Genomic DNA, 20113 nt, shown 5'->3' on the forward strand with positions numbered 1-20113 from the left:
TTACGTATATCGATTCCGGGAGTGTAAACATGATTGGTGGAATGGGCGGAATTGGCGCAATCGCCAAGATGATGGAAATGGCCCAGGGCGCAGAAAAGCTGGGCCAGGGCGGCCAGCAAGGTGCCCAAGGCGCGCAGGACGGCCAGGCAAAACAGGATCCGATGAAAATGCTCATGGAGATTCTGTCCAAGGCCATGGGTGGCGCGCAGGGCGGTGGCGCTGGGGGCGGTGAAGGCGGCCAGATGGACCAGGAGGCGCTTGATAAAATGATGGCCGGTCGCCAAGGCATGGAGGCGATGATGCCGGAGAGTGACAGCGGTCGTAAGGTCGAAGTCTGATCGAAAAAAACCCACCGAAAGGTGGGTTTTTTTTGCAGCGTCAATCGATCAGTTAGCCATGGAAGAACGTGGCTTGACCGGCTGGTTGTCGTTGGAGATGGTCACTTCAACGCGACGGTTCATGGCGCGGCCCGAGGCGCTGCCGTTATCGGCAACCGGGTATTCCTTGCCATAACCCTGGGTCACGATGCGCGAGATGTCCACGCCTTGCTGGGCCAGTGCACGCTGTACGGAAGCCGCGCGGCGCTCGGACAGGCTCTGGTTGTACGAATCGGAACCGGTGCTGTCGGTGTAGCCTTCGACGATTACTTTGCGGTCCGGATTATCGCGCAGGAACTGCGCCAGCTTGGTGATGTTGACCAGGCCAGTGGATTTCAGATCGGACTTGTTGGTGGCGAACAGCACGTCACCGAAGGTCACCAGGGTGCCACGGTCGGTTTGCTTGGCGTTCAGGCTGTTCTGCAGCTGTTTGATCTGCGCATCACGCGCGTCCAGCAGAGCACGGGCACGGTCGTCGCCAGCGTTTTTCAGCTTGGCTTCGGACTCACGCAGGGAAATGGTGTCTTTGGCCACTTCAACGCGCTGGTTGGTCAGGTACGCCAGTTGGTCGACTTTCTTCTCGTCTTCCTTGTCGCGGTAGGCCTTGTCAGCCTTGTCCAGCCATTCACTGGCGTCTTTGGTTTCAAGCGCGGCCAGCTTGGTCGCTTGCGGGTTGGTTTGCAGGGCCGTGAAGTTGGTCCGTGCGTTTTCCAGGTTCGCGTTCGGCGGGGTGGAGCAAGCCGCCAGAGCAACGCTCATCGCCAGCAGGGCAGGGATCATCATTTGTTTACGCATAATCGTGTCGTCCTTTCAATTCGATATCAGGTGCGATGCAGTCATCAGTAGCAATGGCTTACTTCTGCTGGATAACGGCCGGGCGCATGCCTTCGCGGCGCAGATCGTCAACCGCCTTCTGGGAATCTTTCACAGCCTGGTCGGCTTTGGCGGCCTGAGCCTTACGCTCGGCAACGCGGGCATCCCACTCGGCTTGCTCAGCCAACTGACGCGCCTTGTCGTAGTTCTTGTCGTGCATGGCGATTTCAGCTTCTTTGAGCTTGTCCTGGGCCGCTTTCATTTCAACGGCCGCGAACTCGGTGCCGCCAGCGCTGACAGCGCTGTTCACCGCGGACTGGGTCACCGCGTACTGCTCGGTCGGAGGGTTGCCGGCGCAGCCCGCCAGAACGAAGCTGGTGCCGATTGCCAGCGCGGCCAACTTCAGCCCGCGCAGATGGTTAAACGAGGATTTGGCAGTGCTGGTCTTCATCGTCTTCAACTCCATTGGATAACTCCTGAAAAATATCAAAATCCGGTTCACTGGTTCAGCGGTAGGGGCCGACGGTGAAAAATCGACGTGCCCTTTAAAACGACCGTTCCAAGTGATGGCTTACTGGTTGTGACCGGAGGCTTTTTTCAAAAGTTCAGCGGAGATGGCGATTTGCCTAAAAAAATATCTGACTGAATGGTCAGCGTTTGAAATTTGGAACTTTGACGGCGCGCAGTGGTACGCCGAGCCTGCTTGAGGCCCGGAATACAGGGGGTTATTCGAGTTCAGGAGTGCTTCGATTGATCGTCGTCGGCGGATAAATCATGCAGAAAGCGACGCGACAATTCGAGAAAGCGTGGCGTGGGGCCGACGTCTTCGTATAACGGATCGCCTTCCTCGTCAGTCGCCACCACGTGTTGGCCCTTGACGTAGGGAAAGCTCGCTTCCAGCTCTTCAAGGGCTGCGCCAATCAGTTCGCCGAGCAATTCTTCGGTTTGGCGCTTGGGGTACATTTCAGCGATGGCCGAGAGCCTTGCCGCAGCCTCCACGTCCAGGTGAATAGCGTACTCGGTCTTGGTCAATCGACCCGTGGCGGTTTCTTCCCAATGCTGGGCCAGATCTCGAATTTTCATGGCAACCTCAATAAAGCCTGTGTCTGCAGGCGGTGATGGGCGTCCAGCCGGCGGCGTGAATAAACCCGTCGACTCATGGCTTGAGACTCGCGGCGAGCGCCAAGGTTTAAAGTGTCTTGTCAGAAACCGGCGCGAGCGGCACTCTGGAAAACCTGCGCGTCCCGCAAATTCTGGCTGGAGAGTGGCTGATGAGTGATATCGATGCACGCTTGCGTGAGGATGTTCACCTGCTGGGTGAATTGTTGGGCAATACCATTCGAGAGCAGTACGGCGATGCCTTTCTCGACAAGATCGAGCAGATTCGCAAAGGCGCCAAGGCTGACCGGCGTGGCGCAGGCGATGAGCTGAGCAGCCGGCTGAATCAGCTGCAGGAAGACGAGCTGCTGCCCGTGGCCCGTGCCTTCAACCAGTTCCTTAACCTGGCCAATATCGCCGAGCAGTACCAGTTGATTCACCGACGCGACGAGTCGCAACCCGCGCCGTTCGAGTCCCGCGTGTTGCCTGAGCTGTTGGCGCGCCTGCAGGCCGAAGGCCACAGCGATGAATCCCTGGCCCGCCAACTCGGGCGCCTGGAGATTGAGCTGGTCCTCACCGCTCACCCCACCGAAGTGGCCCGGCGTACCCTGATCCAGAAATACGACGCGATTGCCGCGCAACTGGCGCTGCAGGATCACCGCGACCTCACCACTGCCGAGCGCGAGCAGATCCGCGAGCGCCTGCAACGCCTGATTGCCGAGGCCTGGCACACCGAAGAAATCCGCCGCACCCGGCCCACGCCGGTGGATGAAGCCAAATGGGGCTTTGCGGTGATCGAGCATTCGCTGTGGCACGCCATTCCCAATTACCTGCGCAAGGCCGATCAGGCCCTGCATGCCGCCACCGGCCTGCACCTGCCCCTGGAGGCGGCGCCGATTCGTTTTGCCTCGTGGATGGGCGGCGACCGCGATGGCAACCCCAACGTGACCGCACCGGTCACCCGCGAGGTCCTGCTGCTGGCGCGCTGGATGGCTGCTGATCTGTACCTGCGCGATGTCGATCAATTGGCGGCCGAGCTGTCGATGCAAAAGGCCAGCGCCGCATTGCAGGCCAGGGTCGGCGACAGCGTGGAGCCTTATCGCGCCGTGCTCAAGCAACTGCGCGAGCGCCTGCGCGCCACACGCCAGTGGGCACATTCCGCGCTGAGCAGCAGCACCCCAGCGCCGGCGCAGGTGTTGCAGGACAACCGTGACCTGCTGGAGCCGCTGCAGCTGTGCTACCAGTCGCTGCATGAGTGCGGCATGGGCGTGATCGCTGACGGTCCGCTGCTCGATTGCCTGCGCCGCGCGGTGACGTTCGGCCTGTTCCTGGTGCGGCTGGATGTACGCCAGGATTCCACGCGCCACTGCGCGGCCATGAGCGAGATCACCGATTACCTTGGCCTGGGTCGCTATGAAGAGTGGGACGAAGACGCGCGCATCCGCTTTCTGATGCAGGAACTGGCCAACCGTCGGCCGCTGCTGCCGGCTTATTTCAAGCCTTCGGCCGATACCGACGAGGTGCTCAACACCTGTAAGGAAATTGCCGCCGCACCTGAGGCGTCGCTGGGTTCGTATGTCATCTCCATGGCGGGCGCGGCGTCGGATGTGCTGGCCGTGCAATTGCTGCTTAAAGAGTCGGGCGTGCAACGGCCGATGCGCGTGGTGCCGCTGTTCGAAACCCTGGCCGACCTGGATAACGCAGGGCCTGTGATCGAGCAACTGCTGCTCTTGCCGGGCTATCGCGCGCGCCTGCATGGCCCGCAGGAAGTGATGATCGGCTATTCGGATTCGGCCAAGGACGCCGGCACCACCGCCGCCGCGTGGGCGCAATACCGGGCGCAGGAGCGTCTGGTGGATATCTGCCGCGAGCAACAGGTGGAACTGCTGTTGTTCCACGGCCGCGGCGGCACCGTGGGACGTGGCGGTGGCCCGGCTCACGCGGCGATCCTGTCGCAGCCACCCGGCTCGGTGGCGGGGCGTTTCCGTACCACCGAACAGGGCGAGATGATCCGTTTCAAGTTCGGCCTGCCGGATATCGCCGAGCAGAACCTCAACCTGTATCTGGCCGCCGTGCTGGAGGCGACGCTGTTGCCGCCGCCGCCGCCCGAACCGGCCTGGCGCCATCTGATGGATGAATTGGCGGCCGACGGCGTCAGCGCCTACCGCGCGGTGGTGCGGGAAAATCCGCAGTTCGTCGAGTACTTCCGCCAGTCCACCCCGGAGCAGGAACTCGGCCGCTTGCCCCTCGGCAGCCGCCCGGCCAAGCGCCGTGCCGGCGGCATCGAGAGCCTGCGTGCGATTCCGTGGATTTTCGGCTGGACCCAGACGCGCCTGATGCTGCCCGCCTGGCTGGGCTGGGAAGCGGCGTTGAGCAAGGCGTTGGCGCGCGGTGAGGGCGATCTGCTGGGGCAGATGCGCGAGCAATGGCCGTTCTTCCGCACCCGCATCGATATGCTGGAGATGGTGCTGGCCAAGGCCGACGCCGATATCGCCCGTTTGTACGACGAGCGCCTGGTGCAACCGGACCTGTTACCCCTGGGCGAGCATTTACGCGACCTATTGTCGCAGGCGTGCGAGGTGGTACTGGGCCTGACGGGGCAGTCGCAACTGCTGGCCCATAGCCCGGACACCCTTGAGTTCATCCGCCTGCGCAATACCTACCTGGACCCCTTGCACCTGTTGCAGGCCGAACTGCTGGCCCGTTCCCGCGCGCAGGAAGCGGCACAGGACAGCCCTCTGGAACAGGCGCTGCTGGTGTCCGTGGCCGGTATTGCCGCCGGTTTGCGCAACACCGGCTAAGGTTTTTTGCGTGTTCTCAACGGCTTGCGGTTGAACAAGCGCGACCGCCCAAAACAGGGCGGTCGTTGTTCAGGCGCTTGGGTCGTACTCAGGCACACCCAGCCGGCAGCGCACGCACAGCGTGATTGACTGCGACTTTCGGCGGCTTGTGTGGTTAAGGCCCGCTGTGTATCTTGATCAGCCTTTGGCCGTTTGGTCGGCCTCGAACCCTATTTTTACGAGATTGGCCCCACGTGGCGAATCCGAGCGTCATCTCTATAAAAAATTGAGGAGCACATCGATGCGCGTCATTCTGCTGGGAGCTCCCGGGGCCGGTAAAGGTACTCAGGCAAAGTTCATCACTGAAAAATTCGGCATTCCACAAATCTCCACCGGCGACATGCTGCGCGCGGCCGTCAAGGCCGGTACCGAACTGGGCCTGATCGCCAAGAGCGTGATGGACAGCGGCGGGCTGGTCTCCGATGACCTGATCATCAACCTGGTCAAGGAACGCATCAGCCAGGACGATTGCAAGAATGGTTTCCTGTTCGACGGTTTTCCTCGCACCATTCCCCAGGCTGAAGCCCTGGTGAAGGCCGGCGTCGAGCTGGATGCCGTGGTTGAAATCGCGGTTGAAGATGAAGAAATCGTCCAGCGTATCGCCGGTCGTCGCGTTCACGAAGGCTCGGGCCGCGTTTACCACATCGTCTACAACCCACCAAAAGTGGCAGGCAAGGACGATATCACCGGTGAAGACCTGGTGCAGCGCAAGGACGACACTGAAGAAACCGTGCGCCATCGCCTGTCGGTCTACCATTCCCAGACCAAGCCGCTGGTGGACTTCTATCAGAAACTGTCCGCTGCACACGGCAAGCCGAAATACAGCCATATTCCTGGCGTCGGTTCCGTGGAAGCGATTACCGCCAAGGTGCTGCAGGCACTGAGCTGATCGCTCCTCGATTGTCTACAACGGCCCGCTTGCGGGCCGTTGTTGTTTATACTGGCGCACTTTTTTCCGACCTGGATACCCACACCGATGAGCACCCTGCTGGCCCTGGACACCGCGACCGAAGCTTGCTCCGTTGCCTTGCTGCACGATGGCAAGGTAACCAGCCACTACGAGGTGATCCCGCGCCTGCACGCGCAAAAGCTGCTGCCGATGATCAAGCAACTGCTTGAAGACGCCGGCATCGCCTTGTCTGCCGTCGATGCCATCGCCTTCGGCCGCGGCCCTGGCGCGTTTACCGGCGTACGTATCGCCATCGGCGTGGTGCAGGGCCTCGCATTTGCGCTGGAGCGCCCGGTGTTGCCGGTGTCCAACCTCGCCGTGCTGGCCCAGCGGGCGCTGCGAGAGCACGGTGCGACGCAGGTAGCGGCAGCGATTGATGCGCGCATGGACGAAGTGTATTGGGGCTGCTACCGCGAGACGGCGGGTGAAATGCGCCTGGTGGGTGTTGAGGCCGTGCAGTCGCCCGAATCCTCGCGGTTGCCTGATGATGCCAGCGGTGACTGGTTCGGTGCAGGCACCGGTTGGGGGTACGGCGAGCGCATCAATGTGCCGCTTGTGGGCCAGGACGCCACGCTGTTGCCCCATGCCGAAGACCTGTTGACCCTGGCGCGCTTCGCGTTCGAGCGTGGCGAGGCGATCCCGGCCGATCAGGCCGCCCCGGTTTATTTGCGCGATAAAGTCGCCCAGACCAAGGCCGAGCGGGGTCTCTGATTCACTCAAATTCAAGTGATCAGGCCCCTGTGGCGTGCGGGCTTGCCCCGCGTTGGGGTGCGAAGCGCCCCCAATCGAGCAAAACGCGGTGTACCTGATACGGCTCAGCGCCTGGCTTTGGGGCTGCTGCGCAGCCAACGCAGGACAAGCCTGCTCGCCACAGGGAATCTGCGCTTAACTGAACGGCATTAGGGCAAGCCTGCTCCCCACAGGGCACGGTTGAAGAGGGCGTGGACTCCAAATTCTGCGCCAATCGTCAGAATCTACCCCTGCTTTGAAACATTTTTCAAAATATGTGTTCTAGTTATCACCAGAGCATTTGCGCGCCACGGAAAGCGCCAGTAAAGTGCCATCATTGATAGCGAGCTCGCATCCATGCGTATAGACGGCTTTTCCTCACAGTCCTACCCCATCAAGCGCAAGCCGCGTAAGGCGAACGTTCGGGTGGACGATGCCGTCGAGGATTCGCCTGACTTCATCGAAGTCCACGCTGAAGCACCCGCCCATGCCCAAAGTGGCGCAGGTGCGCGTATCAGCGGCCTGCCGGCCCGTCAGCAAGACATGGTCTTCCCCCGCTCCATGAGCAAAAGCGTCGCCACTGCCCTGGCCAGCTACCTGACCACCGCCGGTTTTGTCGAATGGGATATGGAAGTGCTGGGTCTCGACGTCCATATCTGATGCGTCTGCCTTACTACATCGGTTGCCCGTCCTGGAGTGAAAACGCCTGGCGCGAGTACCTGTATCCGGTCGATGCGCGCTCCAGCGATTACCTGGCGCTGTATTCACAGGTCTTCAACGCCGTTGAAGGCAACACCACCTTTTATGCTCGACCCTCGGCCGCCACGGTGCAGCGCTGGGCCGAGATCATGCCGGATGATTTTCGCTTCACCGCCAAGTTCCCCGGTGACATCAGCCACAGCGCCGACCTGCGCGAACAGCTGCCGGCGGCGGAAAGTTTCGTCGGCCTGATGAGCCCGCTCGGCGAGCGTGTGTCGCCGCTGTGGCTGCAATTACCCGCAACGTTTTCGCCGCAACGCCTGGGCGAGCTGGCCGGGTTTATCGACGGATTGGAACGCCCGCTGGCGGTCGAGGTGCGTCATCAGGAGTTTTTCGCCAAGGGCGACGCCGAGCGCAGCCTCAACCGCCTGTTGCGCGACCGTGGCGTGGAGCGCATCTGCCTCGATCCGCGCGCGCTGTTCAGTTGCACCGCCACAACGCCTGCGGTGCTGCATGCCCAATCGAAAAAGCCCAAGGTGCCAACGCGCCCGGCAGCGCTGACGCAATGGCCACAGGTGCGCTTTATCGGCCATCCGGAGCTGGAGGCCAACGACCCGTTCCTGACGCCCTGGGTGGAAAAGGTCGCCGTCTGGATTGAAGAAGGCCGCACGCCGTACGTGTTCCTGCACACCTCCGACAACCGTCTCGCGGCGCAGCTGGCGTTGCGGTTTCACGCCAGACTGATGGCGCGTCTGCCGGGCCTGCCGGCGTTGCCGACCTTGCATCGCGAGCCCGCAGCGGAGCAACTGGGGTTACTCTAGGGCTCCCTTTCCCGCCAGGAGTCAGTCATGGATGCCCAAACCCTTCGCGCCGAAACCTTCCAGGCCCTGCACACCCGTGATCGCGCATTCGTGATGCCCAACCCGTGGGACGCGGGTTCCGCCATCATGCTTGCCCATCTCGGCTTTGAAGCCCTGGCCACCACCAGCGCCGGTTATGCCTTCAGCCTGGGTCGCCCGGATGCCGAAGGGGCGTTGTCGTTGGAGGACACGCTGGTCAACGCCGGGATGATTGCCAAGGCCACGGCGTTGCCGGTGGCAGCCGATCTGGAAAACGGCTTCAGCGACACCCCTGAAGGCTGCGCCCGGACCATCCTGCGGGCCGCGGCTGTGGGTATTGTCGGCGGCTCCATCGAAGATGCCACAGGTATTGCCGCCGACCCGATCTACGCCTTTGACCTGTCGGTCGAGCGTGTGGAGGCCGCAGTGGCCGCAGCACGCAGCCTGCCGTTCCCGTTCATGCTGACGGCCCGCGCGGAGAACCTCCTGCACGGTCGCCTGGATTTGCCTGGCACCCTGCGCCGGCTGCAGGCCTATTCCGAGGCCGGTGCCGACGTGCTCTACGCACCGGGCCTGCGCAGTGCCGAAGAGGTGCTGGCGGTGGTCAAGGCCGTCGCCCCCAAGCCGGTGAATGTGTTGATGTCCGGTGGCCTCAAACTCAGCGTGGCGCAGTTGAGCGACATGGGCGTCAAGCGCATCAGCGTAGGGTCGGCCATGGCGCTGGCGGCGTATGGCGAGTTTTATCGGGCGGCGCAGGAGGTGTGTGGGTTGGGCACTTTTTCCTTTACCGAACGCTCGATGTCCTACAGCCAGGCCAGCCAATTCTTCAAGGAGTAAGCGGTGCGCGGCCTAAGCGTCACCGCCATGCTGTTGTTGCTCGCGGGCGCCGTCGCACTGGGTGCCTGGCGCGGCTGGCTGCCCTTGCCGAATCAATGGAATCCCTGGGCGCCGCTGGATGTGCGCGACACGCCCAACCTGTTGACGCGCTTCAAGCTGGGGCGTCTACAGGATGACCCCGCCCTGTGCGACCAGGTGCTGCAGACCTCGGGCTTGCGCGTCAGCCATCAGGCGGATTCGCCGGCCGATGTTGCGTGCCCGTTGCGCAATGTATTGCGCGTGCAGGGCGCGCAGGTGACCTTGAGCAGCAGCTTTCTCGCCAGTTGCCCGCTGGCGGTGGCGTTTGCCCTGTTCGAACGCCACAGCCTGCAACCGGCCGCCCAGGCCGTGTTTGGCCAGGCGGTGACGCGTGTCGATCACCTGGGCAGCTTCGCCTGCCGTAATGTCTATAACCGCGCCGACGGGCGACTCAGCCAGCATGCGTCGGCCAATGCAGTGGATATCGCAGGCTTTCGCCTGGCGGACGGGCGCCGCATCAGTGTGCTCAAGGATTGGCCGGGGGAGGGCGACAGTGCGCGATTCCTGCGCCATGTGCGCGACAGCGCCTGTGATGATTTCAACGTGGTGTTGAGTCCGGACTACAACGCGGCACACCGCAATCATTTCCACCTGGACATGGGACGTGGGTGGGTGTGTCGTTAGGCGGCCAGGCGCAAGTTGTGCGCCACCAGCGGGCGTGCCCAGTAGGCGTCGAAGTCCAGGGCCTTTTGCTGCGCCACCAGCGCTTCGGCTGGGTACGGCTCGGCAGGCGCAGGCAGCAGGTCCAGTTCGAATTCGGCAATCGGCAGGTGCAGCGCGCGCGGTTGCGGCGCTGGGCCTGGCGCGGGTGGCTGCTGGCCGGCGGTCAGCACCAGAGGGCGCACCCAGCCGCTTTCGAAGTTCTGCTGACGCTGTTGAGCGACGAGTTCTTCTTCAGGGAACGGCGTCGCGGCCGGTGGCAGCAGGTCGGTCTCGAATTCGGCAATCGGTAAGAACAGCGGTTCAGGCGGGGCGATCGGGGTGTCGGTGACGTTGCATTCGCGCTGGGTGAGAATCTGCGACAGCACGTCGGCGCCGGCGCTGGGCTCAACCGCCGGGTCCGCCACGGCTGGAGCCTGAGCCGCCTGCGCATCCGCCGTCCCGCCTAACTGTTCGGCCAGCGCGCGGGCGAAGAAGTCCTGCCACACATGACTCACCCCGGCCAGCGCTTGAGTATTGCGCAGTCCGTAGTGGTTGTGGGTCGGCAGTACACCGATGGTTAAGGGGAGAATGTCTGACATTTTTCTCGGTCGACGCTCAGCTCTGGCAAAATACCTGACTGTTGGTTTTATCGGCCGTTATTGGCCGATCCTTAATATTTTTGAGCGTAGCGATTGATGAGCGAACAACCAGCGGCCAGCCGCATTCGTGTCGAAGCCTTGGCCGACGGATTTCAGGCGCGCGCCGAGCAGTGGGCGGCGCTGCTCGGCTTGCCGGTGCAGCTCGAAGCGGCGGATTTTTCCCTGCAAGTGGGTGAGCACGGCCTGCAACTGCAACAGCTGGGGCCTGACGCGCCGGGGCCGGTGCGTGTTGACTTTGTTGAAGGCGGCGCTGCCCATCGGCGGCTATACGGCGGCGGCAGCGGGCAGATGATCGCCAAGGCGGTGGGGATTGCTCAAGGCGTACGGCCACGGGTACTCGATGCCACCGCAGGCCTGGGCAAGGACGCTTTCGTGCTGGCAAGCCTGGGTTGCGAGATGCGCCTGATCGAGCGCCAGCCGCTGATCGGCGCCTTGCTCGAAGACGGCCTCGCACGCGGCGCGGATGATTTTGAAGTCGCGCCGATTGTCGCGCGCATGCAGTTGCTCAAGGGCAACGCCATCGACCTGATGCTCAACTGGCAGGGCGAACCGCCCCAGGTTATCTACCTCGACCCGATGTTCCCGCACCGTGAGAAAACGGCGCTGGTGAAGAAGGAAATGCGCCTGTTCCGGCCTCTGGTGGGCGATGACCCGGACGCCCCGGCCTTGCTCGCGGCCGCCCTGGCCCTGGCCAGCCACCGCGTGGTGGTCAAACGCCCGCGCAAGGCACCCTGCATTGACGGGCCCAAGCCCAGTCATGCGCTGGATGGCAAGTCCAGCCGGTATGACATCTATCCTAAAAAAGCGATTAGGCCTTAAGAGCAGCTGCAAGCTGCAAGCTGCGAGCTGCAAGCACGGTTGCTTTTAGCTTGCAGCTAACCACTTACAGCTGCCCCTCTCCCATAAGCCCGCATGAACAACCCCACCACATCCTGCACATGGGCTTCGGCGGCGTGCTCACTCAGCTGCCCGCCGCAGCCATACAGCAGGCGAAAGTTCGCCGTGCCCTTGAGCAGGCAGAAGAAGTGTTCGGCCGCCGTAAACGGTTTGTCGATGCTCAATGCGCCGCTCTGGTCGATCTTGCCCAGCAGACGCTCCATGCCTTGCAACATGCGCATCGGGCCCGCCTCGAAGAAGATCTGCGAGAGTTTCACGTCCTGATTGCCCGTGGTCATCATCAGGCGATGCAGGTTCACTGACTCTTCACTGTTGATCAACCGATGAAAGCCCCGCGCGATGTTCAGCAGCACCGTCTCCACGGGGATGCCGGCGGGCAGCTCGAAGTACATCACCGGCAGTTGTTCCTCGCAGGTGGCAACCACGGCGGCGGTGAACAAGGTTTCCTTGTCGGTGAAGTGGCTGTACACGGTGAGTTTCGACACGCCGGCCTCAAGGGCCACGGCGTCCATGCTGGTGCTGGCGTAGCCATTGCTCAAAAACAGCACCTTCGCTGCTTCGAGGATTGCCTGGCGTTTTGCCATGTCCTTGGGACGCCCAGGGCTATTGGTGTTGGCGCGATTGTAGGACATTTTACCTTTAATACTGGACTGGTGAGTTTGGTATTAATAACATACCGGCCAGTATAATTATTCCGCGCTCCATTTGCGAAAGGTCCTTCAGCATGCGCAGCACTTTCCTGCCCCTTGCGTTGCCTGTCAGTCTGGTCTTCCTGCTGGCCGCCTGCGGCCACGAAGAAGCGGTCCAAACCAGCGTCCGCCCGGCCATGGTGGTGCAACCGCAGCCTTCGGCACAGGCGATGGACAGCTACACCGGTGAGGTGCGTGCCCGCTATGAACCGGACCTGGCCTTTCGCATCGGCGGCAAGGTCAGCCAGCGCCGGGTGGAGGAGGGCGAGCGGGTCAGGGCCAACCAGCCTCTGGCCGAGCTTGATCCGCAGGATGTGCGCCTGCAGCTGGACGCCGCGCGCGCCCAGGTGGCCGCCGCCGAGGCCAACCTGAACCTGGTGCGCGCCGAGCGGGATCGCTACAAAACGCTGATGGACCGGCAGATGGTCAGTCGCTCGCAGTACGACAACGCCGAAAACCTCTACCGGGCAGGTGAAGCACGGCTCAGACAGATCAAGGCTGAGTTCACCGTGGCCGGCAACCAGGCCGGTTACGCCGTGCTGCGCGCGCCGCAGGATGGCGTGGTGGCCCGGCGCGCGGTGGAAGTCGGCCAGGTGGTGTCCGCCGGGCAGACCGTGTTCACCCTGGCCACCGATGGCGAACGGGAAGTGGCGATCAGCCTGCCGGAGCAGGGCTTTGCCCGTTTCAAAATCGGTCAGCCAGTGTCGGTGGAGCTGTGGAACCAGCCGGACCAGCGCTTTACCGGGCATATTCGCGAGCTGTCGCCGGCGGCCGATCCCAAATCACGCACCTTTGCCGCACGCGTTGCGTTCACGGGCGGCAAAGTCCCCGCCGTGCTGGGCCAGAGCGCGCGCGTATTCATACAGGCCGATGGCGTTATTGCGCTGTCGGTGCCGCTGTCTGCCCTCAGTGCGGAGAATGGGGCGTCCTACGTGTGGCGTGTGCGCCCGGACAGTACCCTGGAGCGCACCCCGGTGCGTATCGGTGCCTTCGGTGAACACAGCGTACCGGTGCTGGAAGGTTTGCACCCCACGGATTGGGTGATTGCCGCCGGCGTGCATGTGCTCCACGAAGGCCAGCAGGTGCGCCCGGTAGATCGTGCCAACCGTGTGGTGAATCTGGCGGCCAAGGAGTAGTCCCCATGGGTTTCAATCTTTCCGCATGGGCGTTGCGTAATCGCCAGATCGTGTTGTTCCTGATGATCCTGCTGGCAGTAGTCGGTACGTTGTCCTATACCAAGCTGGGGCAAAGCGAGGATCCGCCGTTTACGTTCAAGGCCATGGTGATCAAGACCAACTGGCCAGGCGCCACGGCCGAGGAAGTCTCGCGCCAGGTCACCGAGCGCATCGAGAAAAAACTCATGGAGACCGGCGATTACGAGCGCATCGTGTCGTTCTCCCGGCCTGGAGAATCCCAGGTCACCTTCATTGCCCGCGACGCCATGCACTCGGCGCAGATCCCCGAGTTGTGGTACCAGGTGCGCAAGAAGATCAGCGACATTCGCCAGACCCTGCCGCCGGATATCCAGGGGCCGTTTTTCAATGACGAGTTCGGCACCACCTTCGGCAATATCTACGCGCTGACCGGTGATGGCTTCGACTACGCCGTGCTCAAGGACTACGCCGACCGTATCCAGATCCAACTGCAGCGCGTAGCGGATGTGGGCAAGGTCGAGTTGCTCGGCCTGCAGGACGAGAAAATCTGGATCGAACTGTCCAACCTCAAGCTCGCCACCCTCGGCCTGCCCCTGGCGGCGGTGCAGCAGGCGTTGCAGGAACAGAACGCCGTCTCCACCGCCGGCTTCTTCGAAACCCCGACCGAGCGCGTGCAACTGCGTGTGTCGGGCAACTTCAAAAGCGTGGAACAGATTCGCGACTTCCCGATTCGCGTTGGCGAGCGAACCCTGCGTATCAGCGATGTGGCCGAGATTCAGCGTGGCTTCACTGATCCGCCTTCACCGCGCATGCGCTTCATGGGCGCCGATGCCATCGGCCTGGCCGTGGCGATGCGCGACGGTGGCGACATTTTGGTGCTGGGCAAGGCCCTTGAAGGCGAGTTCGCACGGCTGCAAAAGAACCTTCCGGCCGGGATGGAGCTGCGCAAGGTGTCGGATCAGCCGGCAGCAGTGAAAACCAGTGTCGGCGAATTCGTCCAGGTGCTCGCCGAAGCATTGGCCATTGTGCTGCTGGTGAGTTTCTTCTCCCTGGGAATACGCACCGGCATGGTGGTGGCCCTGGCGATTCCGCTGGTGCTGGCCATGACCTTCGCCAGCATGTATTACCTCGGCATCGGCCTGCACAAGATCTCCCTCGGCGCCCTGGTGCTGGCGCTGGGCCTGCTGGTGGACGACGCGATCATCGCCGTGGAAATGATGGCGATCAAAATGGAGCAGGGCTACGACCGCTTCAAGGCCGCCAGTTTCGCCTGGACCAGCACCGCCTTCCCGATGCTCACCGGCACGCTGATCACGGCAGCAGGCTTCCTGCCGATTGCCACCGCACAATCGAGTACCGGCGAATACACCCGCTCGATCTTCCAGGTAGTGACCATTGCGCTACTCGCTTCATGGGTGGCAGCGGTGGTGTTTGTGCCGTTCCTGGGGGAAAAACTTCTGCCGGACCTGGCGAAGATTCATGCGGCCAAGCATGGCGCCAGTGGGCCCGATCCCTACGGCACCCCGTTCTATCAACGTGTCAGACGTGTGGTGGAATGGTGCGTACGCCGACGTAAAACCGTGATCGTGCTGACCCTGTTGCTGTTTATCGGCTCGGTGGTGTTGTTTCGCTTTGTGCCGCAGCAGTTCTTTCCGGCCTCCGGTCGCCTGGAGTTGATGGTCGACCTGAAGCTGGCCGAAGGCGCGTCCCTGAGCAACACTGCCGACCAGGTCAAGCGCCTTGAAGGTTTGCTCAAGGAGCATGTGGGGGTCGATAACTATGTGGCCTACGTGGGCACCGGTTCGCCGCGGTTCTACCTGCCGCTGGACCAGCAACTGCCAGCCACCAGCTTTGCGCAGGTGGTGGTGCTCGCCAGCACCATTGAGGCGCGCGAAGACCTGCGCACCTGGCTGATCGAAACCCTCAACGAACAATTTCCCGACCTGCGTTCCCGCGTCACGCGCCTGGAGAACGGCCCGCCCGTGGGCTACCCGGTGCAGTTCCGGGTGACCGGCGAGCACATCGACGAAGTGCGCGCCCTTGCGCGGAAAGTGGCGGCCAGGGTTCGCGAAAACGCCCATGTGGTCAATGTGCACCTGGACTGGGAAGAACCGAGCAAGATCGTCTACCTCAATATCGATCAGGACCGTGCGCGCGCCCTCGGCGTGAGCACCGCGAACCTGTCGCGATTCCTCCAGCGCTCGTTGACCGGCGCCAGCGTCAGCCAATACCGCGAGGACAACGAGTTGATCGAAATCCTGCTGCGCGGCACCGTCCAGGAGCGTACGCAGTTGTCGCTGCTGCCCAGCCTGGCGGTGCCCACCGACAACGGCAAGAGTGTGGCGCTGTCGCAGATCGCCACCCTCGAATATGGCTTCGAGGAGGGCATCATCTGGCACCGTAATCGCCTGCCGACGGTGACGGTGCGCGCCGATATCTACGGCAAGGAACAGCCAGCGACCCTGGTCCAGCAGATCCTGCCGACCCTTGCGGAGGTGCGCGCCGAGTTGCCGGATGGCTACCTGCTCGAGGTGGGTGGCACCGTCGAAGATGCCGCCCGTGGACAGAACTCGGTGAAGGCCGGCGTGCCCTTGTTTATCGTGGTGGTGCTGACGTTGCTGATGCTGCAACTGCGCAGCTTCTCACGCACCGCCATGGTGTTTCTCACCGCACCGTTGGGCCTGATCGGCGTGACGCTGTTCCTGCTGGTATTCCGCCAACCTTTCGGCTTTGTGGCCATGCTCGGCACCATCGCCCTGTCGGGCATGATCATGCGCAACTCGGTGATTCTGGTGGATCAGATCGAACAGGACATCAAGGCCGGCCTTGCGCCCTGGCAGGCGATCATCGAAGCCACGGTGCGGCGCTTTCGTCCGATTGTGCTGACGGCGCTGGCGGCAGTGCTGGCGATGATTCCCCTGTCGCGCAGTGTGTTCTTCGGGCCGATGGCGGTCGCGATCATGGGCGGGCTGATTGTGGCGACGGCGTTGACGCTGTTGTTCCTGCCGGCGCTGTATGCGGCGTGGTTTCGAGTAAGGAAGGACGCGTAGCCTCCGGAACCATTTCTCTCTGGATACCACACAAGGATTACCCGACCGGTAGGTGCCGTCGCACACACAATGCGACGCTTTGGGTTCCGATGTGAATTCAGCTAGAAAGGAATATTTATGATCTTGCCAATACTGATGATGCTGCCGATGCAGATGATGAATTCGATGTTAGGGGGGAATGGACAAGGCCAGGACCAGGACAAAGATAAAAGCAAAGACAGGGAGGGTAACAAGCTGGACATCAATATCACGATCAACAATGAAAACAACAATGCCAACGAAAACTCGGGCATGTCGTTTTCTCAAAGTGGTAATTTCTCGTCCCAAGGCCGCATAAGTTACTGAGTGTGCTGACAAGCAAGCCCGGCACTCGGTTGAGCAAAAAAAAGCCCTGACACTGTCAGGGCTTTTTCATGCGTCAGTCAGGCTCAGAGCGCACCAAAGACTTTCCTGGCCAGGCTCGTCGCCGCTGCTGCCGGATTCTTGCGAATGGTTTCTTCCTGCTGCGCAATCATCTTGAACAAACCGTCCAGCGCCTGCTCCGTCACGTAGCTTTCGACATTCGCGCTCTTGGCATCCACCGCGCCAAAAGCCGCCGCCTTGCCGGCCAGGGCGTTGTACTGCTGGGCCACGCCGACCTTGTCGGTCGCTGCTTTGACTATTGGCAGGAACCTGGCGCGAATCTGCTCGCGGCTGCTCTTGTTCAGGTACTGCGTGGCCGAGTCCTGACCGCCGCTGAGAATGCCCTTGGCGTCGGTCACGCTCATGTTTTTCACGGCGTTGACCAGGATCGGCTGAGCCTGGGTCACGGCGGTTTCGGCGGCCTTGTTCATGCTGGTTTCCAACTGGGTGACCTGTTCACCCATGCCGAACAGCTTGAGTTTGTCGGCGACTTTACCGAGCTTGCCCGGCAGGCCGATTTTTACCTCAGGGTTGTTGCTGAAACCGCCGGGGGTACCCAGTTGCTTCACGGCAATCTGCGCGCCCTGGGTCAGCGCATCCTTGAGGCCGCCACTGGCGTCGCCCTGGGACAGGCTGCCAAGGTCCAGGGCCATGGCGTTGGCACCGAGCAGCAGGCCGGCACACAGGGCAGTCAGGCGGAGCGTGTTACGGAGCATGAAAGGCTTCCTTATGTTCAGAGGTTGATCATTCAATCGGGTGGCTTTGTGCAGGTTCGGCCGGCGCTTCGGCCGCGCCATCGACACGGTGCAGCGCCACCTGACGGATCGACAGGCGAATGTCGGCGGGCAATACGCGTTTGGCGGCGCCTTCGGCCAGCTCGCCGAGCAAATCGTGATAGCTCAATTTGCCGGCTTCGTCGCGGCGCAGCACATCTTGCTCCAGCAGTGTCTGGATGAAATGTCGGAAAAGGCTCTTGTCGAAGAATTCCGGGGCATTGAGGCCATGCAGGATCGACAGGCGCTGGGCCATGATCGTGCACAGGTCTTCCAGCTCTTCGGCGCTGATGCTGCTCTGGCCGCTGTTGAGCAGCAGCGAGATTGCCATATAGAAGCGTTGCAGGGTCTGGGCGATGCTCTTGGACAGCAATGTCAGCAGCACGAAATGCCGCGAACTCGGCGCCGGACGCAAGTACACCTCGTTTTCGAAGCGCAACAGGCCCTGTTCGACAAACGCTTGCAGCCATTGGTCGACCACCGCGTCGAGGTCTTCCAGGGACCAGCGGATAAACAGCTCCGATTGCAGGTACGGGTACAGCGCGTGGGTGTAGCGCAGCATCTGCTCGCGGCTCATGCGCGAGCTGCTCTGGAAGAAGCTCGCCAGCAGCGCCGGCAGGGCGAAGATGTGCAGCACGTTGTTGCGGTAGTAGGTCATCAGGACGGCGTTCTGCTCGTCCAGGTAAAGAATCTTGCCCAGGGCATCGCTTTGTTCCGACAGCAGGTCCATGTCCTTGACGTGCTTGATCAGCGCCAGGCCGTCACCTTCGGGCAAGGTGGTGTGCGGCGAGTAGGGCACGCGGCGCAACAGCGCCAGGTACAGGTCGAGCTGGCGGGCCATGGCCTGTTCGTCCAGGGCCAGGCGTGTGGTCGAGAGCAAGGCCAGGGCCACTAGGTTCACCGGGTTGACCGCCGCCGCTTCGTTGAGGTGGCGCGCCACCTGTTCGCCCAGGCGGTGCGTGGTTTCATGCAGCCACGCCGGCTTGTAGTTCGGGCCCAGTTCCTGGGAGCGCCAGTCCGGCTGCTCGCTGTCGAGGAACTCGGCCAGCTTGATCGGCTCGCCGAAGTTGACCGCGACCTGGCCAAAGCGCTGCTTGAGCGCGCCGACCACTTTGAAAATATCGAAGATCGACTCTTTCTTCTTGCTCGCGCCGCGCAGTTCGCCGAGGTAAGTGCGGCCTTCGAGCACGCGTTCATAGCCGATGTACACCGGCACGAACACGATTGGCATGCGCGAAGAGCGCAGGAAGCTGCGCAGGGTGATCGCCAGCATGCCGGTCTTGGGCTGCAGCATGCGCCCGGTGCGCGAACGCCCGCCTTCAACGAAATACTCCACCGGGAAACCCTTGGTGAACAGGGTGTGCAGGTATTCGTTGAACACCGAGGTGTACAGCGGGTTGCCCTTGAAGGTGCGGCGCATGAAAAACGCACCGCCACGGCGCAGCAGGCTGCCGATCACCGGCATGTTCAGGTTGATCCCGGCGGCGATGTGCGGTGGGGTCAGGCCGTTCTTGAACAGCAGGTACGACAGCAGCAGGTAGTCGATATGGCTGCGGTGGCAAGGCACGTAGATCACCTCGTAGCCCTGGGCGACCTGTTGCACACCTTCGATATTGTTGACCTTGATGCCGTCGTAGATCTTGTTCCAGAACCAGCTCAGCACCACTTCGAGGAAGCGGATCGCGGTGTAGGTGTAGTCCGAGGCGATCTCGTTGCCGTAGCGCAGGGCCAGGGCCTTGGCTTTTTCCGGGGCGATCTTTTCCCGTTCGGCCTCATCCAGGATGGCCTGGCGCACCAGGGGCATGTTCACCAGGCCTTTCACCAGGTTGCGCCGGTGGGACAGGTCGGGACCGATGACCGCCGTCTTCAGGTTACGAAAGTGCACGCGCAGGATGCGCTGGGCCATGCGCACGGTGCGTTCGTGGCCTTTATTGTGCTCGATCAATTCGCGCAGGTTGATTGGCGCGGAGAATTGCACACGGGTCTTGCGGCCCAGGATCAGGATGCTCAACAGGCGGCGCAGGCGCCCGGTGACAGCCCAGCTGTCGGCAAACAGCAGCTTCCACGGGCTGGACTCGCTCTCGGGGGACTGGCCCCAGAACACGCTGACCGGAATGATTTGTGCATTCTCTTCGGCGTGTTCGCTGAGGGTGTTGACCAGCCGCGTCAGGGTAGGCGGCGCCCCGCGCTTGTCCTGGCGGCCCAGCCAGTCCGGCTCCGGCGTGAGGTAGAAGAACGCAGCAGCTTCCATCAACGGGCCTACCGCTACCGGCAGCACTGGGCGCGGCAGGCCGGCCTTGGTGCACTCGGCATCGACCACGGCCAGTTCGGTGAGGGAAGGCGATTGCAGGACATAGAACACCGGCCGGCTGCGGTCGAGGTTGAGGGTCAGGGACGACTGGTTGATCGTCTCCGAGCGAACCCAGAGGTACAACAGTCGGCGCAAGGTGCCGAACACCAGACGGCGGAACGGGGAGCGGGTCATAGGCGAGCTGCTTGAAGTGGAAAAAAACCGAGCAGGCGCTCGGGTGGGTAGTGTGCCGTATTCGCCGAAAATCGGCAAAAAAGCAGCGATGTAAACTTGAGTT

19 protein-coding genes are annotated in these 20113 nt (G+C 62.2%); 12 read left to right on the plus strand and 7 right to left on the minus strand.

From position 1 onward, the window contains the following. Window positions 1–29: 29 nt before the first annotated feature. On the plus strand, window positions 30–338 hold the full coding sequence (locus JOE32_RS23220) for a hypothetical protein (protein ID WP_209989440.1): 309 nt from the start codon (window positions 30–32) through the stop codon (window positions 336–338). A gap of 48 nt (window positions 339–386) precedes the next feature. Here JOE32_RS23220 and JOE32_RS23225 read toward each other — a convergent pair whose 3' ends face one another. The 3 genes from JOE32_RS23225 to JOE32_RS23235 form a co-directional block, all read right to left on the minus strand. Continuing rightward, window positions 387–1172: an OmpA family protein gene (locus JOE32_RS23225; protein WP_209989443.1), complete on the minus strand. Its 786-nt coding sequence runs from the start codon at window positions 1170–1172 to the stop codon at window positions 387–389. Window positions 1173–1230: 58 nt separating this feature from the next. Further along, window positions 1231–1656, minus strand: coding sequence for a DUF4398 domain-containing protein (locus tag JOE32_RS23230; protein WP_209989446.1), 426 nt, complete (start codon window positions 1654–1656; stop codon window positions 1231–1233). A 269-nt stretch (window positions 1657–1925) separates the two neighbouring features. Further along, window positions 1926–2273: a pilin assembly protein gene (locus JOE32_RS23235; protein WP_209989449.1), complete on the minus strand. Its 348-nt coding sequence runs from the start codon at window positions 2271–2273 to the stop codon at window positions 1926–1928. 188 nt (window positions 2274–2461) lie between these two features. Between JOE32_RS23235 and ppc the strand changes: the two genes are divergently transcribed. From ppc to JOE32_RS23270, 7 genes are all read left to right on the plus strand, one after another. Further along, window positions 2462–5089: a phosphoenolpyruvate carboxylase gene (gene ppc, locus JOE32_RS23240; RefSeq protein WP_209989451.1), complete on the plus strand. Its 2628-nt coding sequence runs from the start codon at window positions 2462–2464 to the stop codon at window positions 5087–5089. A gap of 280 nt (window positions 5090–5369) precedes the next feature. Further along, on the plus strand, window positions 5370–6017 hold the full coding sequence (adk, locus tag JOE32_RS23245) for an adenylate kinase (RefSeq protein WP_003231293.1): 648 nt from the start codon (window positions 5370–5372) through the stop codon (window positions 6015–6017). Between the two features lie 87 nt (window positions 6018–6104). Beyond that, the gene (gene tsaB / locus JOE32_RS23250) at window positions 6105–6788 is read left to right on the plus strand and encodes a tRNA (adenosine(37)-N6)-threonylcarbamoyltransferase complex dimerization subunit type 1 TsaB (protein ID WP_209989454.1); all 684 of its coding nucleotides are present in this window, start codon (window positions 6105–6107) and stop codon (window positions 6786–6788) included. 375 nt (window positions 6789–7163) lie between these two features. Further along, window positions 7164–7466, plus strand: coding sequence for a hypothetical protein (locus JOE32_RS23255; RefSeq protein WP_209989456.1), 303 nt, complete (start codon window positions 7164–7166; stop codon window positions 7464–7466). Beyond that, window positions 7466–8326, plus strand: a complete 861-nt coding sequence (locus tag JOE32_RS23260; protein WP_209989459.1) for a DUF72 domain-containing protein — start codon at window positions 7466–7468, stop codon at window positions 8324–8326. Before JOE32_RS23255 ends, JOE32_RS23260 begins: the two co-directional genes overlap by 1 nt. A 27-nt stretch (window positions 8327–8353) precedes the next feature. Then, entirely contained in the window at window positions 8354–9181 is an 828-nt protein-coding gene (locus tag JOE32_RS23265; protein WP_209989462.1) for an isocitrate lyase/phosphoenolpyruvate mutase family protein, read from the plus strand. A 27-nt stretch (window positions 9182–9208) separates the two neighbouring features. Beyond that, entirely contained in the window at window positions 9209–9883 is a 675-nt protein-coding gene (locus tag JOE32_RS23270; RefSeq protein WP_209990714.1) for an extensin family protein, read from the plus strand. Here JOE32_RS23270 and JOE32_RS23275 read toward each other — a convergent pair. Further along, window positions 9880–10500, minus strand: coding sequence for an energy transducer TonB (locus JOE32_RS23275; RefSeq protein ID WP_209989464.1), 621 nt, complete (start codon window positions 10498–10500; stop codon window positions 9880–9882). The two genes, JOE32_RS23270 and JOE32_RS23275, sit on opposite strands and share 4 nt — an antisense overlap. Before the next feature lie 96 nt (window positions 10501–10596). Here JOE32_RS23275 and JOE32_RS23280 point away from each other — a divergent pair, with 96 nt between their 5' ends. Next, window positions 10597–11379, plus strand: coding sequence for a class I SAM-dependent methyltransferase (locus JOE32_RS23280; RefSeq protein WP_209989468.1), 783 nt, complete (start codon window positions 10597–10599; stop codon window positions 11377–11379). Between the two features lie 56 nt (window positions 11380–11435). On the opposite strand, the gene JOE32_RS23285 is transcribed toward JOE32_RS23280, so the two are convergent. Continuing rightward, the gene (locus tag JOE32_RS23285) at window positions 11436–12089 is read right to left on the minus strand and encodes a TetR/AcrR family transcriptional regulator (protein WP_209989471.1); all 654 of its coding nucleotides are present in this window, start codon (window positions 12087–12089) and stop codon (window positions 11436–11438) included. 92 nt (window positions 12090–12181) lie between these two features. Between JOE32_RS23285 and JOE32_RS23290 the strand changes: the two genes are divergently transcribed. The 3 genes from JOE32_RS23290 to JOE32_RS23300 all read left to right on the plus strand — a co-directional run bounded on the left by JOE32_RS23290 (window position 12182) and on the right by JOE32_RS23300 (window position 16695). After that, on the plus strand, window positions 12182–13282 hold the full coding sequence (locus JOE32_RS23290) for an efflux RND transporter periplasmic adaptor subunit (RefSeq protein ID WP_209989474.1): 1101 nt from the start codon (window positions 12182–12184) through the stop codon (window positions 13280–13282). A 5-nt stretch (window positions 13283–13287) separates the two neighbouring features. After that, complete coding sequence (locus tag JOE32_RS23295; RefSeq protein WP_209989476.1) at window positions 13288–16350, plus strand: efflux RND transporter permease subunit; 3063 nt, start codon at window positions 13288–13290, stop codon at window positions 16348–16350. 117 nt (window positions 16351–16467) lie between these two features. Beyond that, window positions 16468–16695, plus strand: a complete 228-nt coding sequence (locus JOE32_RS23300) for a hypothetical protein (RefSeq protein ID WP_209989480.1) — start codon at window positions 16468–16470, stop codon at window positions 16693–16695. A gap of 83 nt (window positions 16696–16778) precedes the next feature. Here JOE32_RS23300 and JOE32_RS23305 read toward each other — a convergent pair whose 3' ends face one another. Both JOE32_RS23305 and plsB read right to left on the minus strand, forming a co-directional pair. Continuing rightward, window positions 16779–17468: a DUF4197 domain-containing protein gene (locus tag JOE32_RS23305; RefSeq protein ID WP_209989482.1), complete on the minus strand. Its 690-nt coding sequence runs from the start codon at window positions 17466–17468 to the stop codon at window positions 16779–16781. A 28-nt stretch (window positions 17469–17496) separates the two neighbouring features. Then, the gene (gene plsB / locus JOE32_RS23310; protein ID WP_209989485.1) at window positions 17497–20010 is read right to left on the minus strand and encodes a glycerol-3-phosphate 1-O-acyltransferase PlsB; all 2514 of its coding nucleotides are present in this window, start codon (window positions 20008–20010) and stop codon (window positions 17497–17499) included. Window positions 20011–20113 lie beyond the last annotated feature (103 nt).

This window comes from Pseudomonas sp. PvP025 (assembly GCF_017832155.1).
Classification (GTDB): Bacteria; Pseudomonadota; Gammaproteobacteria; order Pseudomonadales; family Pseudomonadaceae; genus Aquipseudomonas.